The following is a 16,089-nucleotide window of genomic DNA, read 5'->3' as shown; positions in this document are numbered from 1 at the left end:
AAAGCCCGCCGGGAAGCGGAGACCGGGCGATTTTGGGACTGGGCCCCATGTGCGCTAATCTTTCGGTGCAGCGCGGGGCTATAGCTCAGACGGTTAGAGCGCTTCCCTGATAAGGAAGAGGCCACAGGTTCAAGTCCTGTTAGCCCCACCGGCCCGATCGGCCCGGACGGAGAGAAATCTCCGGCCGGGCCGATCGGCTTTTCGGGACAAGTCCGTCCGAGTCGGCGGCCGGTCGTCGGCGGAGCTCGGTGGTCGTCGGGAAAGGTCCGATACAGGTCACCGGTCGGTATCGGACGGTGTGTATCATCGGCCACCAGAGTCCCCTTACGTCAAGGAAAGACGAGGTCGCGCGGTGAAGAAGCTGCTCCTGGTCGCACTGGCCGCCATCGGCGGGCTCCTCGTGTACCGCCAGATCCAGGCGGATCGCGCCGAGCAGGATCTGTGGACGGAGGCGACCGACTCCGTGCCCGCAGGTTCGGGTGTGTGAGACGACGAGTTCTACGCGGGGCCCCGGCCGGTACGACGGCCGGGGCCCCGCTGTCTTTCCCGGCCTCCGTTGCCTTTCCCGCCTCTGATATTCGCTACTGCAAATAAAATGATTGCAAGAGTGAATCGCACGGGTCAGGCCGCGGAGAGGGCCCAGACGCCCACCGACAGGCAGAGCAGCGCCAGCAGCAGCACGGAGACCGTCGTCCTCCGCGACGGCGGCGCCGGGCGCCCGCGTCGCCGCCGGAGGCCCCCAGGGGGCCCAGGAGCGGCGGGGACCGGCAGGAGCGGGGTCGGTGGCGGCGGGGGCAGGACGGGCCGCGGAGGAGCGTTCCCGGGCCCGTAGGGGCCGAACCCCGGTGGCAGCGGGCCGATCTGGTCGAAGACCTCGATCCGTTCCTCCCCGGAGGCCGGCGGGGGCAGCAGCGGCACCGCCGCGGCCAGCGCCGCCCGGGCCTCGGCGGCGCCGCGGAAACGCAGTACGGGATCGGGCACCAGCAACCGCGCGAGAACGTCCCAGAGCGGCGGGGGAACCCCTTCCGGCGCTTCCGGCACACCGTCCGCGAGGAATCGCCCGACCAGGGCGTCGGCATCGGGTTTACGGCCGGCCAGCAGATACAGCGCCACCAGTCCGACGGCGAAGAGATCCGCGGGGAAGTCCGGATCCTCGCCCGCCATTTGCTCCGGGGCGAAGTAACCGGGCGTCCCCATCACATAGTTGGTCTCCGTCAGCCGCGGTTCGCCCTTCCGCATCGCACATCCGAAATCGGAGAGGCGTAAATGCGGGCGCCCTGTTCCGGTTGCCTCCAGCAGCAGATTCGCCGGCTTGATGTCCCGGTGCACCACGCCTTCCGCGTGCACCGCCGTGAGCGCGTCGAGCAACTGGTCCAGCAGGGTGCAGACGAAACGCGGCGGCAACGGGCCGTAATCACCGATGAGATGGGCGACCGAGCCGCCGTGCACCACATCCATGGTGAACAGCACCCGGTCGTCGTCGGCGGCCCAGCTCACCGGGGCCAGCACATGCGGATGGTCGATGCGCAGCGCCTGCTCGCGGACGAAGCGCAGCAGCAGGGTGTGGGCATGGCTCTGCTTGAGCACCTTCGCCGCCGCGTACAACTGCCGCTCCCGGTCCCAGACGCGCCAGACCTCCCCCACCCCACCGCGGCCGATGGGGTCCACCAGCTCGTAGCGCCCGGCGAACACCTCACCCATCGCGGGCGGTCAGCTCTGGTGGGCCTCGTAGTGGGCGACCGCCTCGGCGGTCCGTCCCGCGCCGTAGACACGGAGGAATTCGGCCAGTTCGGGGTGGGTGGGGGCGAGCGTGCCCGCGGCGTCGATGATGTCGCCCGCGGCGGCCACCGACCGCAGCAGCGACTGGATCTCGCGCACGACCCGCTTGACGGTCGGGGCGCCGCTGCTGGCCGTCGTCTGGGTCGAGTTGAGGACCGAGCCGCCCGAGCTCCGCTTGACCTCCTCCATGCGCTCAGCGGCCTCCGCGGCGCTCACGCTGCCGTCGGCCACCTGGTGGGAGAGCTCCTGGAGGGCCTGGACGCGCTGTACCACCGCCGGGTTGCCGATCTTCGCCCGCTGACCGCTCATCAACTGCGAGAGCATGGGCGCCGAAAGGCCGAGGACGGACGCGAGACGGGCCTGGTTGAGACCGAGATCGTCGATGAGCCGGCGGAAGAGCGCCCCCAGCGGCTCCCCGTACCAGCTCCGCTGCAGCTCTCGTGCGCGGGCGGTGGCTTCCTGCTGTGCTGCGTCCATCTCGCTCTCCCCTTCGCTTCGCTGCCGCGAATCTTGCGGTGCATCCTACGGAGAGTGGTGGGTCGCGGCGATACCTGGTCGGGTACACCCCCGGCACCGGGTACCCTGGTGCTCCGAGGGGCCTTAGCTCAGTTGGTAGAGCGCTGTCTTTGCATGGCAGATGTCAGGGGTTCGACTCCCCTAGGCTCCACTGAAGCGCACCCCTCTGACCTGCGGAAACGCGATCAGGGGGGTGCTTTTGCGTTGCTGTGGGCGGACACCACCCTGACTGGCCTCCTGTGAGGCGGGCGGAACGCTGTCCTACGAGCAGTTCGATCTCGTATTCCGCCCGGAGCGCCACCGCCCAGGCCGACCGGGCCGGCGGCGCTTAGAATCGTCTCTCATGTCGAAGCCTGACGAGCTGCTTGTTGACGTAGCCACCCTGGTGGAGTCCGGGCACAGCAATCAGATGTCTCTGACCGTGGTCGCCGGTGGTGCTGTTATCACGGGCCGGCTGGCTCCTGAAGCAGTCTGGAGGCAGCGGGTGTCGGAGGTCCTGGCGGACTCGGCCCATCTGTGCGATTTCTCCGCCGTCTTCACCGCTACGACGCGTGAGGAGAAGCCGCCCACGCATCTGCATTTCCATGTGGCGCGGATTCTGCAGGGCACGGTGGGCATCCCGGAGACGGGCGGGATGTACCGCGTGGCGATCGCCGACGTCAGTGCTTGGACCATGGGCGACTTCAGCTACTCCGATCACTGATCCCACCACCGCGCGCTGAGGATCCCCTCGGTACGCGGTGAGGGTCCGGCCGGTGCGTCCCGGCCGGACCCTCACCGCTGATGTGACGGCGGCTCGCGCTTGCCCGTCGGTCAGACGGCCGCGGGGGCGCCGAGCATCGCGGAAGCCTGTTGCAACGGGCTGAGGGCACGCTGGGGCGCGGCGGCGCGGGGAAGGCCGCAGCAGGTGAAGCCCAGCCGGCTCATGGCCCGGAGGACTTCGCCGGCGCTGAAATCGCGGCGGTCCTGGCGTGTGATGACCTGGCCGACCTGCATGACGGGGTAGGTGCGGCGGCCGATGATCACGGACTCGCCGGTGACCTGCTCGGGTTTGACGCCCTTCATGGATTCCAGAACGCCGCTCTTGGTGAGGTCGAACGGGAAGCGGGCGATGACAAAGCGCATGATGTGCCTCGCAGGGAGAAGAAGGGGGATGTCTCTGCCTCGGTGAGGCGGTTCAACAGGCCTGGGTGAGGATGCCCGGAGCGCTGCCCTGCTCGTCGACGACAGGCAGGGCACCGGGCCGGCGGCCGCGCAGTGCGTGCTGGGCCTCGGCCATCGTGGTCACGGGCGAGGCGGACGGCCACGGTTGCCGAGAATGTCGCGTAGCTGGACCTGGTCCGTGTACGCGGAGCTGTCACAGACGGCAGCGAGCCGGGCCTGGGTGACCAAACCGGTGCACAGGCCGTCGTTGTCGCAGACCAGCAGGTGGTCGGTGCGGGCACTGGCCATGACGGACAGGGCCACCTCGACCGTCATGTCGTCCCAGACTCGAGGTCCGGCCGTGTCCATGGCATCGACCGGCGTTCTGTGCGCGGGGTCGGCACTCGTCGAGCGGGGTTGCACCTGAACCAGTGTCACGATGTGCCTCCTGCAGAGATGGGTCAGTTCCTGAACGTGAAGGTTCTAGGCCACCGCGTCGAAGGCGGACTGCCGTACGCTCACGCGCCGGGCGGCCGAAGCGGGACTGCGCCGGCCGCGGGAGGCCGCGCTGCGCTGACGCCGCTCGGCCACCGGCGCGGTGATCGTCACGGGAATACCGGAGGGGGCCCGGGCGCCGGTGATCTGGCTGAGTGCCTCTTCGCCGGAGCGGACCTGGGTCGCCCGGGGGACGATCCCGGCGGCTGCCATGAGGCGGGTCATGCCGCGGCGCTGGTCGGGGGTGACCAGGGTGACGACGCTGCCGGACTCACCGGCCCGCGCGGTTCGGCCGCCGCGGTGGAGGTAGTCCTTGTGGTCGGTCGGCGGGTCGACGTTGACGACGAGGTCGAGGTTGTCGACATGGATGCCGCGCGCCGCGACGTTCGTCGCGACGAGCACGGTGACGTGCCCGGATTTGAACCGGGACAGGGTCCGGGTGCGCTGCGGCTGCGATTTCCCGCCGTGCAGGGCAGCGGCCCGCACCCCGCTGTTCAGCAGATCCTGTGTCAGCCGGTCGACGGCGTGCTTGGTGTCCAGGAACATGATCACCCGGCCTTCGCGCGCCGCGATCTCGGTCGTCGTCCGGTGCTTGTCGGCACCGTGGACGTACAGGACGTGGTGCGCCATCGTGGTGACCGCGCCCGCGACCGGATCGATGGAGTGGACGACCGGGTCGGTGAGGTAGCGGCGGACCAGGAGGTCGACGTTGCGGTCGAGGGTGGCGGAGAACAGCATGCGCTGGCCCTCGGGGCGGACCTGGTCGAGGAGCGCGGTGACCTGGGGCATGAAGCCCATGTCGGCCATCTGGTCGGCCTCGTCCAGGACGGTGATCGCGACCTGGTTCAGCCGGCAGTCGCCCCGGTCGATGAGGTCCTTGAGGCGGCCCGGTGTCGCGACGACGACTTCGGCGCCACCGCGCAGTGCGCTGATCTGCCGACCGATCGGCATTCCGCCGACGACGGTGGCCAGGCGCAGTTTCACCGAGCGGGCGTAGGGGGCAAGGGCGTCGGTCACCTGCTGCGCCAGCTCACGCGTCGGCACCAGAACGAGGGCCAGCGGCAGGCAGGGCTCGGCGCGCTGTCGGGCGGTGCGGGCCAGCAGGGCCAGGCCGAAGGCGAGGGTCTTGCCCGAGCCGGTGCGCCCACGACCGAGGACGTCGCGGCCCGCGAGGGTGTTGGGCAGGGTTGCGCCCTGTATCGGGAACGGGACGCTCATGCCCTGCGCGGCGAGCGAGGCCAGCAGCTGCTTGGGCATGTCGAGGTCGGCGAACACCTCGACGGCGGGCAGCGCCGGAGTAATCGTCTTCGGCAGGGCGAACTCGCCCGAGGCCGCCGCGGGCTGCCCACCCCGGCCGCCCGGACGGCGCTGCCCTCCGGAACGCCTCGGCGCGGGCGAGCCGGAACGGCTGCCCCGGTGCGAACGGGTACCGGAGCCGAAAGCGGGATCGCCGGTACGGCCGCGGGTGCGGGAGGAGCGGTTGTTCGTACGTGAGGGGTTCATGCAGAACCTTCCTTGATACGGCACGTATCAAGGAATTCTCGCAGCGGAAGAGCAGCGCAGAGAATCACAAGAACGGGCCGAACGGAATGCGAAAGCAGATCTGGCCCGCGGTGGATTCGGTGCAGGCTCAGGTGGTGAAATGGGTGACGTCGAGGGGACGTGAAATCCAGGACGGCGTGGTTCCGCAGGTGAAAGCTCGGAAAATGTCCGTAGCTGGGGCCCGCACCCCGAGGGATGCGGGCCCCAGCTACGAAGTGTGCGTGCCGGGTCGCCGCGATGATGACCCGCCCGGAGTGCAGCCGGGATGCAAACGCTTCGCGCGGCGGAAAATTCCGACGAAGGGCGTTGAGTTTTTGGTGACCAGGACTGCAACTGAGATTGATAGTAGCATGCGTAGCGGCCTGTGTGCGGTTAAATAATTCCGCTCTGTTCGTTGAGTAAACACGCTGCCCGCGACGCATTAAACTCTCGTCTCGCGGTCATAGATATGATCCACCCGGAGCGCGGTGTTTCAGGAGGACAGTCGCTGTTTTGGCTCGGCGGCCACAACTCTTGCGGTGGCGCTGTCCTGCCCCGACGCCGCCCCATCAGCCGGTACGCCGGTCCCGACGCAGATCCCGCCACCCTCCGTGCGCGGCGGGCACGCGTCATCTCAGTCCGCGGTCGTAGGGTTCGCCGATTCGGCGGTGCGGCGGTATTCGGCGTTGATGCGCTGGGCTTCTTCGAGCTGGTCTTCGAGGATGATGATGCGGCAGGCGGCCTCGATGGGGGTGCCCTGGTCTACGAGTTCCCGGGCGCGGGCGGCGATGCGCAGCTGATAGCGGGAGTAGCGTCGGTGGCCGCCCTCGGAGCGCAGCGGGGTGATCAGGCGGGCTTCACCGATGGCGCGGAGGAAGCCCTGGGTGGTGCCGAGCATTTCGGCGGCCCGGCCCATCGTGTAGGCGGGGTAGTCGTCGTCATCGAGACGGCTGAACGAGTCGTCTGCTGTCACTTGCACCTCTCTGTTGAACGCGTGGAGGGGCCTTGGTGCCATTTGGCACCAAGGCCCCGAAGGAACTACTGCACCATCTGCCGACCCTGATACTGCGTCGGCCTTCTGTGTCCGCAGACCCGGCCAAAATGCTGTCCGGGGTACGGGGATCGCGGTTGCTCGACCGGAGACCACCTCGCTATCGATGTCCTGCGGTACCCGGGCTCAAGATTCCCGCCCGGGCGATCCTGATGGCGTCTGGCTCCTCCGTTTCTTCCCTCTGGGATCACTCACTTACCAAGCGAGTACTGCTGGGTACTGCGAACTGCGACTTACCGAACTGCTACTGCGTGAACTGCGGTATTGCTCACGGCGGCCCCTGATCACTGCGAGCCACCCGGTCCGGTCGTCAGCCCCGTCGCCGTCCTGCAACAGCCCTGGCTTCGGAACTCCACCACCGAACCGTCCTGCGACCTGCAACTGCGGGTACTGCTGCCCGGCAGTTCATCTCTGCCAGGCCTTGCTCGATCTCGGCTACGAGAGAAACCATAACCACGTCGCGGCCCAATGTCTACCTCAGCCAGCATAGATTTCCGCCAACCGGGCGGCCAGATAGTCGACCTCGACCACTGAACGGGGTGTACGCCGCCCTCGACGCTGACGAGCAAAAATCCCCTCCGACCCGCGTCGACGCGGGTCGGAGGGGATTCTTTGACGCCTGGGGAGGGCTGGTCGGGAGCGGACGCCTCAGGCGAGGTCGCCGTCCCCCTTCTCCTTCCCCTCCCGGTTTTCCGGACGCTCCGCCTCCGCCTGCTTGGCCTGGACCTCGGGGTCGAGGGCCGTGCGGTCGCCGCTGCCGTCCACGGAGGAGAGGTGCGGGCGGTCGGCGATCTCGGTGGCGGCCGGCGGTTCCACCAGCCAGTCGGGGTTGGCCTGCTTGTCCCACCACTTCCAGACGGCGACTGCGCCGCCCACCAGCACACCCGCCAGGGCGAGCCGCTTGGCCACCCGGCCGGCCCGGCCGCGGCGGCAGCGCTTGCGGCCGAGGCGTTCGACGTCCTGGGCCGCCACCTGGCCGCGCAGGACGGCGAGGGCGGCGGAGCCGCGGGAGACGGCCTCGTCACGGACGGGCTCCGCGGCGGCGCGGGCCCGGGCGGCGGCCTGGTTGACCTTGGGGGGCAGGGCCTCACGGGCGTGTTCGAGCCGGGGATGCAGATGCGCGTCGTACTGCGAGCGGGCCTGATGGGCGGCCTCCGCCACCTTGGGGGCCAGCCGGACGCGGGCTTCGTGCGCATAGTGCACGGCGGCGTCCTTGGCCGTGCCGGCGTAGGGCGCCACCACCTCCGCCGCGTGGCGCACGCTGTCCTTGGCGGTGCTGGTCGCGGCGCGCACGCTGTCCTTGCGGGTCACGAGAACCTCCTCCTCGGTGGCGTATGGACTTTCGCCTTTCCACCCAGTGGGAAATCATGCCTGCCCAGGGGCGGTCCGGCAGGTTCGGACGGGCATCCGGGTCAACGGTGCCTCCCGCTCGACAATGCCACGGTTCGCCGCCGCGCGCGGGGCTTTGGGCGTTACTCGCTCGCCGTCGGTCCGTGCGAGGATCGGTGGCTGTCAGTGCAGACTATGGAAGGTAGATCGTGGCCGAGCAGCTCTACGCCACCCTTAAGACCAACCAGGGGGACATCGAGATCCGGCTCCTGCCGAATCATGCCCCCACGACGGTCAAGAACTTCGTCGAGCTCGCGAAGGGCGAGCGCGAGTGGACCCACCCGGCGACCGGGAAGAAGTCCACGGACAAGCTGTACGACGGCACGGTGTTCCACCGCGTCATCAGCGGCTTCATGATCCAGGGCGGTGACCCGCTGGGCAACGGCACCGGCGGCCCGGGCTACGAGTTCAAGGACGAGTTCCACCCGGACCTGGCCTTCAACAAGCCCTACCTGCTGGCCATGGCCAACGCCGGCCCGGGCACCAACGGCTCGCAGTTCTTCATCACCGTGTCCCCGACCACGTGGCTGACCGGCAAGCACACCATCTTCGGTGAGGTCACGAGCGACGCGGGCAAGAAGGTCGTGGACGCCATCGCCGGCGCCCAGACCAACCCGCGCACCGACCGTCCCGTGCAGGACGTCGTCATCGAGAGTGTCGTGATCGAGTCCCGCGAGGGCTGATCGCACGTTCCGGGAACCCGGCGCCCCGCCCGTCCGTATGACGGGCGGGGCCGTGCTGGGGAACGGCGGTGCCCGGACCGCCACAGGGGCGAGGGGAGAGCATGAACGACCAGGCCGTCTGCTGCTACCGGCATCCTGACCGTGAGACGGGCATCCGCTGCACGCGCTGCGAGCGACCGATCTGCCCGGACTGCATGGTCAATGCCTCGGTCGGCTTCCACTGTCCCGAGTGTTCCGGCGGTGGTTCAAGTCCGGACCGGGGGAGCGCCCGGCAGGACAGCGCCCCGCGCACGGCCGGCGGCGGTGTCGTCCACGCCGGTGATCCCTTCCTGGTGACCAAGGTGCTGCTGGGGATCAACATCGCGATATGGATCGCGGTGATGGTCAACGGGCGTGATCTGGTGGCCACTCTGGAGCTGACGGGGCGGGACCCCTTCCAGGACGGCGAGGGCGTCGCCGAGGGCCAGTGGTACCGGCTGCTGACCTCGCTCTTCCTGCACGAGTCCCCGATGCACATCGGCTTCAACATGCTCTCGCTGTGGTGGCTGGGGCCACCGCTGGAGGCCGCGTTCGGGCGGGCCCGCTATCTGGCCCTCTACCTGCTGTCCGGGCTGGGCGGCAGCGCGCTCACCTACCTGCTCGTGGACGCGGGCGGGCGGTCGTACGGCGCCTCGGGCGCGATCTTCGGCCTGCTGGGTGCCACCGCCGTGCTGATGCGGCGGCTGAAGTACGACATGCGGCCGGTCGTCGCCCTGCTCGTACTCAACCTGATCTTCACCTTCACCTGGAGCAACATCGCCAAGGAGGCGCACATCGGCGGCCTGGTGGTGGGTGCCCTGGTGGCCTTCGGCATAGTGCACGCGCCCCGGGAGCGGCGGGCGCTGGTGCAGTGGCTCACCTGTGGGGCCGCGCTGCTGGCGATCGTGGTGACCGTGGTCGTACGGACGGCCCAGCTGAATTAGGCCGACGGGCCGAACCGGGCGGAACGGGAGAAACGCCGCACCGGCCGCCCGTCACCCACATCAGTGCGGTGCGGGTTGTCCACAGCACCACGCCGATCATGTGCAGAACCGCGGAAAACCGCCGCACGATCCCCGTACGACCCGCTCCGACCTGGACATACAGCGGAGAACGCCGGTGTGGACGGCGATCCACAGAGATCGCGAACAGTCACACCGGCGTCAACATCCAGGAAGTTATCCACAGATCTTCTGAGTTTTTCCCCACTGTGGATGAGGGTGTGGATAACTCGCTACTTCCACTGGGTGGAGACCACGAAGCCCGCCGCGATGAAGCCGAAGCCGACCACGATGTTCCAGTTGTGCAGCGACTCGATGGGCATATCGCTGCCCGTCACGTAGAAGACGACGATCCACGCCAGCCCGATCAGGAACAACGCCAGCATGAGCGGCGCCACCCAGCGCCGTCCGCTGGTCAGCTTGATGGACTGCTGCTTCGCCGGGGGAGGCGTGAAGTCGTCCTTCTTGCGGATCCGTGACTTCGGCACGAGGAACTCTCCTGTCGATGCGCTGCGTGACCGCGCTGGGGGTACAAGGGCTGGACGGCCGCGCCGGGGAGCGCTTCCTCCCCCCGGGCGTCCGTTAGCGTAGTGCTTCAGCGGCGTCGGAGAGGACAAGGGTACGTTGAGCAATTCTGCCGTCTCCACCAGCGGCGCAGAGCCCGACCGCCGCCCTCCCCGCCGATTCCGGCCGGTTCGGCTGCTGACGGCCGCGGTCTTCGCCCTCGCCGGCCTCATTTTCTGGATGAGCTTCAACACGGCCAAGGGCACCGACATCCGCACCGACGCCTCCATGCTCCGGCTGTCCGACCTCATCCAGGAGCGCAGCAAGGGCAACGGCGATCTGGAACGCGGCGCCGCGGCCCTGCGCGCCCAGGTCGACGCCCTGGCCGGGCGGGACGCGGGCGCCGACACCGCCGAGGCGCGCCGCCTGGCCGCCCTGGGCGACGCCGCGGGCACCCGGGAGATCCGCGGAACGGGCCTGACGGTCACCCTGACGGACGCCCCGCCCAACGCCACCGCCAAGATCCCCGGAGTACCGCAGCCCCAGCCCAACGACCTGGTCATCCACCAGCAGGACCTCCAGGCCGTCGTCAACGCCCTCTGGCGGGGCGGCGCCCAGGGCATCGAGGTGATGGACCAGCGGCTGATCTCGACCAGCGCCGTCCGCTGTGTGGGCAACACCCTGATCCTCCAGGGCCGCGTCTACTCACCGCCCTACAAGATCACCGCCGTCGGTGACCGCGGCCGGCTGCGCAAGGCGCTCGACACCGCGCCCACCGTCCAGAACTACCTCCAGTACGTCGCCGCCTACGGCCTCGGCTGGAAGGTGGACCAGCGCGACGCGGTGACCCTCCCCGGCTACACCGGCGCGGTGGACCTGCACTACGCCAAGCCGGCCGGCTGACGGAGACCACCGCGCCCGCGCGGAATTGCGCGCCGGGGCTTTGCCCGGCTGCGCCCCGCGCACAGGTGCGGGCCCTTACTCTGGTGCGGCAAAGACCATTCCCGTCGGCAAGTAGGGACAGCATGTACGTCTGGATCTGGCGTCGTCTGCCGGGCAACGCGTGGGTGAAGGCGCTGATCTCCCTGGTCCTCGTGCTGGCCGTCGTCTACGTGCTCTTCCAGTACGTCTTCCCCTGGGCGGAACCGCTGCTGCCGTTCAACGACGTGACGGTCGACGACAGCATGCCGACACCGGCAACGGATTGGCGGTGACGCGATGAGCGCACGCATCCTGGTCGTGGACAACTACGACAGCTTCGTCTTCAACCTCGTCCAGTACCTCTACCAGCTCGGCGCCGAGTGCGAGGTGCGCAGGAACGACGAGGTCGAACCGGCCCACGCGCAGGACGGGTTCGACGGGGTGCTGCTCTCCCCCGGCCCGGGCGCGCCCGAGCAGGCCGGCGTCTGCATCGACATGGTGCGGCACTGCGCGGCCACCGGGGTACCGGTCTTCGGCGTGTGCCTGGGCATGCAGTCGATGGCCGTGGCGTACGGCGGGGTCGTCGGCCGGGCACCCGAGCTGCTGCACGGCAAGACCTCCTCGGTGAGCCACCAGGGCGCGGGCGTCTTCCAGGGGCTGCCGTCGCCGTTCACCGCCACCCGCTACCACTCGCTCGCCGTCGCCCGCGAGGGCTGGCCGGACGAGCTGGAGATGACCGCCTGGACGGAGAGCGGGATCGCGATGGGCCTGCGCCACCGCGACCTCCCCGTCGAGGGCGTGCAGTTCCACCCCGAGTCGGTGCTCACGGAGTGGGGGCACCGGATGCTCGCCAACTGGCTTGTCTCCTGCGGTGACACGGGGGCGGTGGAACGATCGGCCGGGCTCGCCCCGGTGGTGGGCAAGGCCGGAGAGTGAACGGGCTCCGCCCCGAGCGGGATCCCCGGGGGGCGGCGCCCCAGCAGCCGTACACCCCGCCGCCGCGGTCCGGCGGCGGCCGGCACGCCGCCCCGCCGCCGGACCACCGGGACCATCGGCCGGAGCCGGACCCGTATGTGTACGCGCCGGGGGAACGGGCCCCCGGGCCCCCGCCCTTCGAACGGGACGTCTCCCGGCCGCTGCCCCCCGAGAACGCCGGACGGACCGTCGCGCGCCCCCTGCCCCCCGAGGGCGTCTCCCGGCCCCTGCCGCCCGAGAACCCCTCACCGCCGCTGCCGCCCGAGATCCCTTCACCGCCGCTGCCGCCCGAGATCCCTTCACCGCCGCTGCCGCCCCTGGACGACGCGACGATGCCGCTGCGCCGGGTGGCGCCCGCTCCCGTTCCGGCCGGCGGTGGGCGCGCGGAGCGGCGCAGGGCCGCGCAGCGCGCGGCGAGGGCGCGCAAGGACAGCGTGGGCGTGGTCGTCAGCCGGGCCGTGGGCGAAGTGTTCATCACACTCGGGGTGGTGCTGCTGCTGTTCGTCGCCTACCAGCTGTGGTGGACGAACGTCATCGCCCAGCAGCAGGCCGGAGGAGCGGCCAAGGACCTCCGCAACAGCTGGGAGCGGGACGGGGGCAGGGACCGGGACGCGGGCGCGTTCTCGCCCGGTGAGGGCTTCGCGATCCTCTACATCCCCAAGCTGGACGTGAAGGCGCCGATCGCCGAGGGGATAGGGAAGCACAAGGTCCTGGACCGCGGCATGGTCGGGCACTACGGCAAGGGTTCCCTGAAGACCGCGATGCCCTGGGACAAGCAGGGCAACTTCGCGGTGGCCGGCCACCGCAACACCCATGGCGAACCGTTCCGCTACGTCAACCGGCTGCAGCCCGGTGACAAGATCGTGGTGGAGACGAAGAGCAGCTTCTACACCTATGAGATGACGAGCCGACTGGACCAGACGTCTCCCGCGAACGTCGGGGTCATCCGCCCCGTACCCGACGGTTCCGGCTTCTCAGGACCGGGCCGGTACATCACCCTGACCACCTGTACCCCCGAATTCACCAGTACGTACCGGATGATCGTGTGGGGCAAGATGGTGGACGAGCGCCCGCGCGGGAAGGGCAAGCCGGACGCGCTCGTCGACTGACGGACGGCAGGGGAACGGGGTACGGGCGGGCTGTGGCAGGTACCGAGGAGCACACCGACGGCGCGCCACGGCGGCGGAGCCGCACCCGGAGCCGGTTCGCGGCGACCGTCGGCGTGGTGGGCGAGCTGCTGATCACGGCCGGCGTGCTGTTGGCGCTGTTCGTCGTCTACTCGTTGTGGTGGACGAACGTGATAGCCGACCGCGAGGCGAAGCGCCAGGGCAACCACGTGCGCGAGAACTGGGCCCGGAAGGGTCCCGGCGCCCTGGACACCAAGGACGGGATCGGCTTCCTGCACGTCCCCGCGATGGGCGGCGAGGTGCTGGTGAAACCCGGCACCGGAAGCGACGTCCTCAACGAGGGCGTCGCCGGCTTCTACCGCAAACCCGTGAAGGCCGCGATGCCCTGGGACAAGCAGGGCAACTTCACGCTGGCCGCGCACCGGGACGGGCACGGCGCCAAGTTCCACAACATCCACAAGATCAAGGACGGCGATCCGGTCGTCTTCGAGACGCGCGACACCTGGTACGTCTACAAGGTCTACAAGGAGCTCAAGCAGACTTCCCGCTTCAACGTGAAGGTCCTCGACCCGGTGCCCCGCGAGTCCGGGAAGACCGCGCCGGGCCGCTACCTGACCCTGACGACCTGCACGCCGGTCTACACCTCCGACTACCGCTACATCGTCTGGGCGGAGCTGACGCGCACGGAGAAGGTCGACGAGAAGCGGACCCCGCCGAAGGAACTGCGGGGCTGAACCGCCACACAGCACGGAGCCCCGTCGCCAGCCTCCTTAAGAGGATGACGACGGGGCTCCTGTCGTACGTGGTGCTAGTGGCGGCCCTGGATGAAGCCGGTGCCGCCGAAGATGCCGCCGTCGTCGTCACCGCCGCCGGGACCGCCGTCACCGCCGCCGGGGCCTCCGTTGGTACCGCCGATGGTGGTGCCGGGGAGCGGGGCCTGGGTCGCCAAGGTGATAGCCGTGCCCTTCTTCACCTTGGCGCCCGGGAGCGGCATGGAGGTCGTCACGACAGCCTTGTCGTCGTTCGGTCCGGCGATGGTGCCGACCTTGAGCCCGGCGTCCGTCAGGGCCTTTTTGGCGTCCTTCAGGGTCATGTTGGTCAACGTGGGCACGTCGACCTCCTGCGGGCCCTTGGAGACCGACAGCTCGACCGTCGAGTCGGGCGCGGCGGAGGTGTCACCCTGCGGGGACTGGGCGACGACCTGCCCCGTCGGCGCGTCGTTGTCGACGTCCTTCCGGGTCACCTTGAAGCCGTTGTCCGTCAGCTGCTTGGAAGCGGCGTCGAACTGCTGGCCGATCACCATGGGAACGGTCTTCTTCGGGACGGCGGAGGCGACGGTGAGCTTGACCTCCGAGCCCTTGTCGGCCGCCTCGTTCGGCTCCGGGCTCTGCTTGATGACGGTCCCGGGCTTGGCCTCGTCGGTCTGTTCATCCTTGCGGCGGACCGTGAAGCCCTTGTCCTCCAGGGTCTTCTGCGCCTTGTCGTACTGGGTGTTGAGGACGTTGGGGACGTCAATCTTGGCCGGCCCCTTGGACAGCGACACCTTGATCTCGCTGTCACGCTCGACCTTGGTCCCGGCGTCGGGGTTCTGCTTGCAGATCTTGCCCGGTTCCGCGTCGCAGTTGACGGGCTGACCGCTGTCGACGACCTTCAGCCCGACGTTCTCGCCCTGCTTCTTGGCCGAGGCCAGCGTTTCGCCGATCAGGTTGGGCGCGGTGACATCGCCGCTCTTCCCGTCGCCGCTGAACAGCGCCTTGCCGATGAAGATGGCCCCGACGAGCACCAGGATGCCCGCGATCACCAGCAGGATCGTGGACAGGTTGCTCTTCTTCCGCCCGTTCCCGCCGTGGCCAGGGCCGTCCCCGCCGTCGTCGTAGCCGCCGTAGCCGCCGCCGTCGCGGACCGGCGGCAGCATGGACGTCTGCCCGGCGGCGTTCGGGTCGTGGCGGCCCATCATCTGGGTGGGCTGGTCCTCGCCGCCGTAGCCGACGGAACCGAGCGGGCTGAAGGCCGCCGCGGCGGCGACCGGGCGGCCCTCCAGGGCGGCCTCGATGTCGGCGCGCATCTCGTCGGCCGACTGGTAGCGGTAGTCGGGGTCCTTGACCAGTGCCTTGAGGACGATGGCGTCCATCTCGGGCGTGATCTCGGGGTCGAAGGCGCTCGGCGGGTTGGGCTCCTCCCGCACATGCTGGTAGGCCACCGCGACCGGGGAGTCCCCGATGAACGGCGGCCGGACGGTCAGCAGGTCGTAGAGCAGACAGCCCGTCGAGTACAGGTCGGAACGGGCGTCCACCTGCTCGCCCTTGGCCTGCTCCGGGGAGAGGTACTGGGCGGTGCCGATGACGGCGGCCGTCTGGGTCATGGTCATTCCGGCGTCACCCATCGCGCGGGCGATGCCGAAGTCCATGACCTTGACCTGACCGGTGCGGGTCAGCATGACGTTGGCGGGCTTGATGTCCCGGTGGACGATGCCGGCCCGGTGGGAGTACTCCAGTGCCTGGAGGACCCCGATGGTCATTTCGAGCGAGCGTTCGGGAAGCAGCTTGCGGCCGGAGTGGAGCAGCTCGCGGAGGGTGGAACCGTCCACGTACTCCATGACGATGTACGGGATCGAGACCCCGTCCACGTAGTCCTCGCCGGTGTCGTAGACGGCGACGATGGACGGGTGGTTGAGCGAGGCGGCCGACTGGGCCTCACGGCGGAACCGGGCCTGGAAGGACGGGTCACGGGCGAGGTCCACCCGGAGCGTCTTCACGGCGACGGTGCGGCCGAGCCGGGTGTCGTGGGCGAGGTAGACCTCGGCCATGCCACCACGGCCGAGCACCGAGCCCAGCTCGTACCGGCCGCCGAGGCGACGCGGCTCTTCCATAGCTCCAGCCCTTCCGTTCTTCCTGACCGCACCGACGTGGGTCCGGCGGTGTGCTGTCCGCGCTTACCGTACCCGGCGGGCCCCACGGCTCCCGGGC

17 protein-coding genes, 2 tRNA genes and 1 pseudogene are annotated in these 16,089 nt (G+C 69.4%); 11 read left to right on the top strand and 9 right to left on the bottom strand.

Features of this window, described 5'->3' with window-relative positions:
* Nucleotides 1-74 precede the first annotated feature (74 nt).
* Nucleotides 75-148, top strand: a tRNA-Ile gene (locus HN013_RS08295).
* Nucleotides 149-352: 204 nt separating this feature from the next.
* The gene (locus HN013_RS08290; RefSeq protein WP_003958712.1) at nt 353-487 is read left to right on the top strand and encodes a DLW-39 family protein; all 135 of its coding nucleotides are present in this window, start codon (nt 353-355) and stop codon (nt 485-487) included.
* Nucleotides 488-621: 134 nt separating this feature from the next.
* Here the strand turns inward: HN013_RS08290 and HN013_RS08285 are convergent, their stop codons facing one another.
* Nucleotides 622-1,701 carry a serine/threonine-protein kinase gene (locus HN013_RS08285; RefSeq protein ID WP_171164649.1) on the bottom strand — a complete coding sequence of 360 codons (1,080 nt, stop codon included), beginning with the start codon at nt 1,699-1,701 and terminating at the stop codon, nt 622-624.
* A gap of 9 nt (nt 1,702-1,710) precedes the next feature.
* Nucleotides 1,711-2,256: a DNA-binding protein gene (locus tag HN013_RS08280; RefSeq protein ID WP_171164647.1), complete on the bottom strand. Its 546-nt coding sequence runs from the start codon at nt 2,254-2,256 to the stop codon at nt 1,711-1,713.
* A 117-nt stretch (nt 2,257-2,373) separates the two neighbouring features.
* Here HN013_RS08280 and HN013_RS08275 point away from each other — a divergent pair.
* Together HN013_RS08275 and HN013_RS08270 are read left to right on the top strand one after the other, a co-directional pair.
* A tRNA-Ala gene (locus tag HN013_RS08275) sits at nt 2,374-2,446 on the top strand.
* A 192-nt stretch (nt 2,447-2,638) separates the two neighbouring features.
* Nucleotides 2,639-2,998, top strand: a complete 360-nt coding sequence (locus tag HN013_RS08270) for a hypothetical protein (RefSeq protein WP_171164645.1) — start codon at nt 2,639-2,641, stop codon at nt 2,996-2,998.
* Between the two features lie 110 nt (nt 2,999-3,108).
* Here HN013_RS08270 and HN013_RS08265 read toward each other — a convergent pair whose 3' ends face one another.
* From HN013_RS08265 to HN013_RS08245, 5 genes and pseudogenes are all read right to left on the bottom strand, one after another.
* Nucleotides 3,109-3,420: an SCO5918 family protein gene (locus HN013_RS08265; protein WP_171164643.1), complete on the bottom strand. Its 312-nt coding sequence runs from the start codon at nt 3,418-3,420 to the stop codon at nt 3,109-3,111.
* 52 nt (nt 3,421-3,472) lie between these two features.
* Nucleotides 3,473-3,876 (bottom strand): annotated as a pseudogene (locus HN013_RS08260) (CBS domain-containing protein).
* 45 nt (nt 3,877-3,921) lie between these two features.
* Nucleotides 3,922-5,436 carry a DEAD/DEAH box helicase gene (locus HN013_RS08255; RefSeq protein ID WP_171164639.1) on the bottom strand — a complete coding sequence of 505 codons (1,515 nt, stop codon included), beginning with the start codon at nt 5,434-5,436 and terminating at the stop codon, nt 3,922-3,924.
* A gap of 652 nt (nt 5,437-6,088) precedes the next feature.
* Nucleotides 6,089-6,427 (bottom strand): MerR family transcriptional regulator, encoded by a 339-nt coding sequence (locus tag HN013_RS08250; RefSeq protein ID WP_171164637.1) that lies wholly within the window; start codon nt 6,425-6,427, stop codon nt 6,089-6,091.
* Nucleotides 6,428-7,153: 726 nt separating this feature from the next.
* Nucleotides 7,154-7,816: a DUF5324 family protein gene (locus tag HN013_RS08245; RefSeq protein ID WP_171164636.1), complete on the bottom strand. Its 663-nt coding sequence runs from the start codon at nt 7,814-7,816 to the stop codon at nt 7,154-7,156.
* A gap of 227 nt (nt 7,817-8,043) precedes the next feature.
* Between HN013_RS08245 and HN013_RS08240 the strand changes: the two genes are divergently transcribed.
* Both HN013_RS08240 and HN013_RS08235 read left to right on the top strand, forming a co-directional pair.
* The gene (locus tag HN013_RS08240) at nt 8,044-8,577 is read left to right on the top strand and encodes a peptidylprolyl isomerase (protein WP_171164634.1); all 534 of its coding nucleotides are present in this window, start codon (nt 8,044-8,046) and stop codon (nt 8,575-8,577) included.
* A gap of 101 nt (nt 8,578-8,678) precedes the next feature.
* The gene (locus HN013_RS08235) at nt 8,679-9,539 is read left to right on the top strand and encodes a rhomboid family intramembrane serine protease (RefSeq protein WP_171164631.1); all 861 of its coding nucleotides are present in this window, start codon (nt 8,679-8,681) and stop codon (nt 9,537-9,539) included.
* 290 nt (nt 9,540-9,829) lie between these two features.
* Here HN013_RS08235 and crgA read toward each other — a convergent pair whose 3' ends face one another.
* Entirely contained in the window at nt 9,830-10,084 is a 255-nt protein-coding gene (crgA, locus tag HN013_RS08230; RefSeq protein WP_171164629.1) for a cell division protein CrgA, read from the bottom strand.
* Nucleotides 10,085-10,220: 136 nt separating this feature from the next.
* Between crgA and HN013_RS08225 the strand changes: the two genes are divergently transcribed.
* From HN013_RS08225 to HN013_RS08205, 5 genes are all read left to right on the top strand, one after another.
* Entirely contained in the window at nt 10,221-11,003 is a 783-nt protein-coding gene (locus tag HN013_RS08225; RefSeq protein WP_171164627.1) for a DUF881 domain-containing protein, read from the top strand.
* Between the two features lie 122 nt (nt 11,004-11,125).
* Nucleotides 11,126-11,314 carry a hypothetical protein gene (locus HN013_RS08220; protein ID WP_171164625.1) on the top strand — a complete coding sequence of 63 codons (189 nt, stop codon included), beginning with the start codon at nt 11,126-11,128 and terminating at the stop codon, nt 11,312-11,314.
* Between the two features lie 4 nt (nt 11,315-11,318).
* A complete protein-coding gene (locus HN013_RS08215; RefSeq protein ID WP_171164623.1) occupies nt 11,319-11,957 on the top strand; it encodes an aminodeoxychorismate/anthranilate synthase component II in 639 nt (212 codons plus the stop codon).
* Entirely contained in the window at nt 11,954-13,105 is a 1,152-nt protein-coding gene (locus tag HN013_RS33880) for a class E sortase (RefSeq protein ID WP_171164622.1), read from the top strand. Before HN013_RS08215 ends, HN013_RS33880 begins: the two co-directional genes overlap by 4 nt.
* A gap of 32 nt (nt 13,106-13,137) precedes the next feature.
* Nucleotides 13,138-13,857, top strand: a complete 720-nt coding sequence (locus HN013_RS08205; RefSeq protein ID WP_171164620.1) for a class E sortase — start codon at nt 13,138-13,140, stop codon at nt 13,855-13,857.
* Nucleotides 13,858-13,931: 74 nt separating this feature from the next.
* Here the strand turns inward: HN013_RS08205 and pknB are convergent, their stop codons facing one another.
* Complete coding sequence (pknB, locus tag HN013_RS08200; RefSeq protein WP_171164618.1) at nt 13,932-15,992, bottom strand: Stk1 family PASTA domain-containing Ser/Thr kinase; 2,061 nt, start codon at nt 15,990-15,992, stop codon at nt 13,932-13,934.
* Nucleotides 15,993-16,089: the final 97 nt, after the last annotated feature.

Origin of the sequence: Streptomyces sp. I05A-00742 (genome assembly GCF_013055795.1) — a bacterium.
In the GTDB taxonomy this organism is placed as follows: domain Bacteria; phylum Actinomycetota; class Actinomycetes; order Streptomycetales; family Streptomycetaceae; genus Streptomyces.
Note: the sequence above shows the minus strand (reverse complement) of the source record. Positions and strands in the feature narration are given on the sequence as shown.

Excerpts from the sequence above, each read along its gene's own strand:
- HN013_RS08285 (WP_171164649.1), bottom strand. The coding sequence starts at position 1,701 with ATGGGTGAGGTGTTCGCCGGGCGCTACGAGCTGGTGGACCCCATCGGC.
- HN013_RS08280 (WP_171164647.1), bottom strand. The coding sequence starts at position 2,256 with ATGGACGCAGCACAGCAGGAAGCCACCGCCCGCGCACGAGAGCTGCAG.
- HN013_RS08270 (WP_171164645.1), top strand. The coding sequence starts at position 2,639 with ATGTCGAAGCCTGACGAGCTGCTTGTTGACGTAGCCACCCTGGTGGAG.
- HN013_RS08265 (WP_171164643.1), bottom strand. The coding sequence starts at position 3,420 with ATGCGCTTTGTCATCGCCCGCTTCCCGTTCGACCTCACCAAGAGCGGC.
- HN013_RS08255 (WP_171164639.1), bottom strand. The coding sequence starts at position 5,436 with ATGAACCCCTCACGTACGAACAACCGCTCCTCCCGCACCCGCGGCCGT.
- HN013_RS08235 (WP_171164631.1), top strand. The coding sequence starts at position 8,679 with ATGAACGACCAGGCCGTCTGCTGCTACCGGCATCCTGACCGTGAGACG.
- HN013_RS08220 (WP_171164625.1), top strand. The coding sequence starts at position 11,126 with ATGTACGTCTGGATCTGGCGTCGTCTGCCGGGCAACGCGTGGGTGAAG.
- HN013_RS08215 (WP_171164623.1), top strand. The coding sequence starts at position 11,319 with ATGAGCGCACGCATCCTGGTCGTGGACAACTACGACAGCTTCGTCTTC.
- pknB (WP_171164618.1), bottom strand. The coding sequence starts at position 15,992 with ATGGAAGAGCCGCGTCGCCTCGGCGGCCGGTACGAGCTGGGCTCGGTG.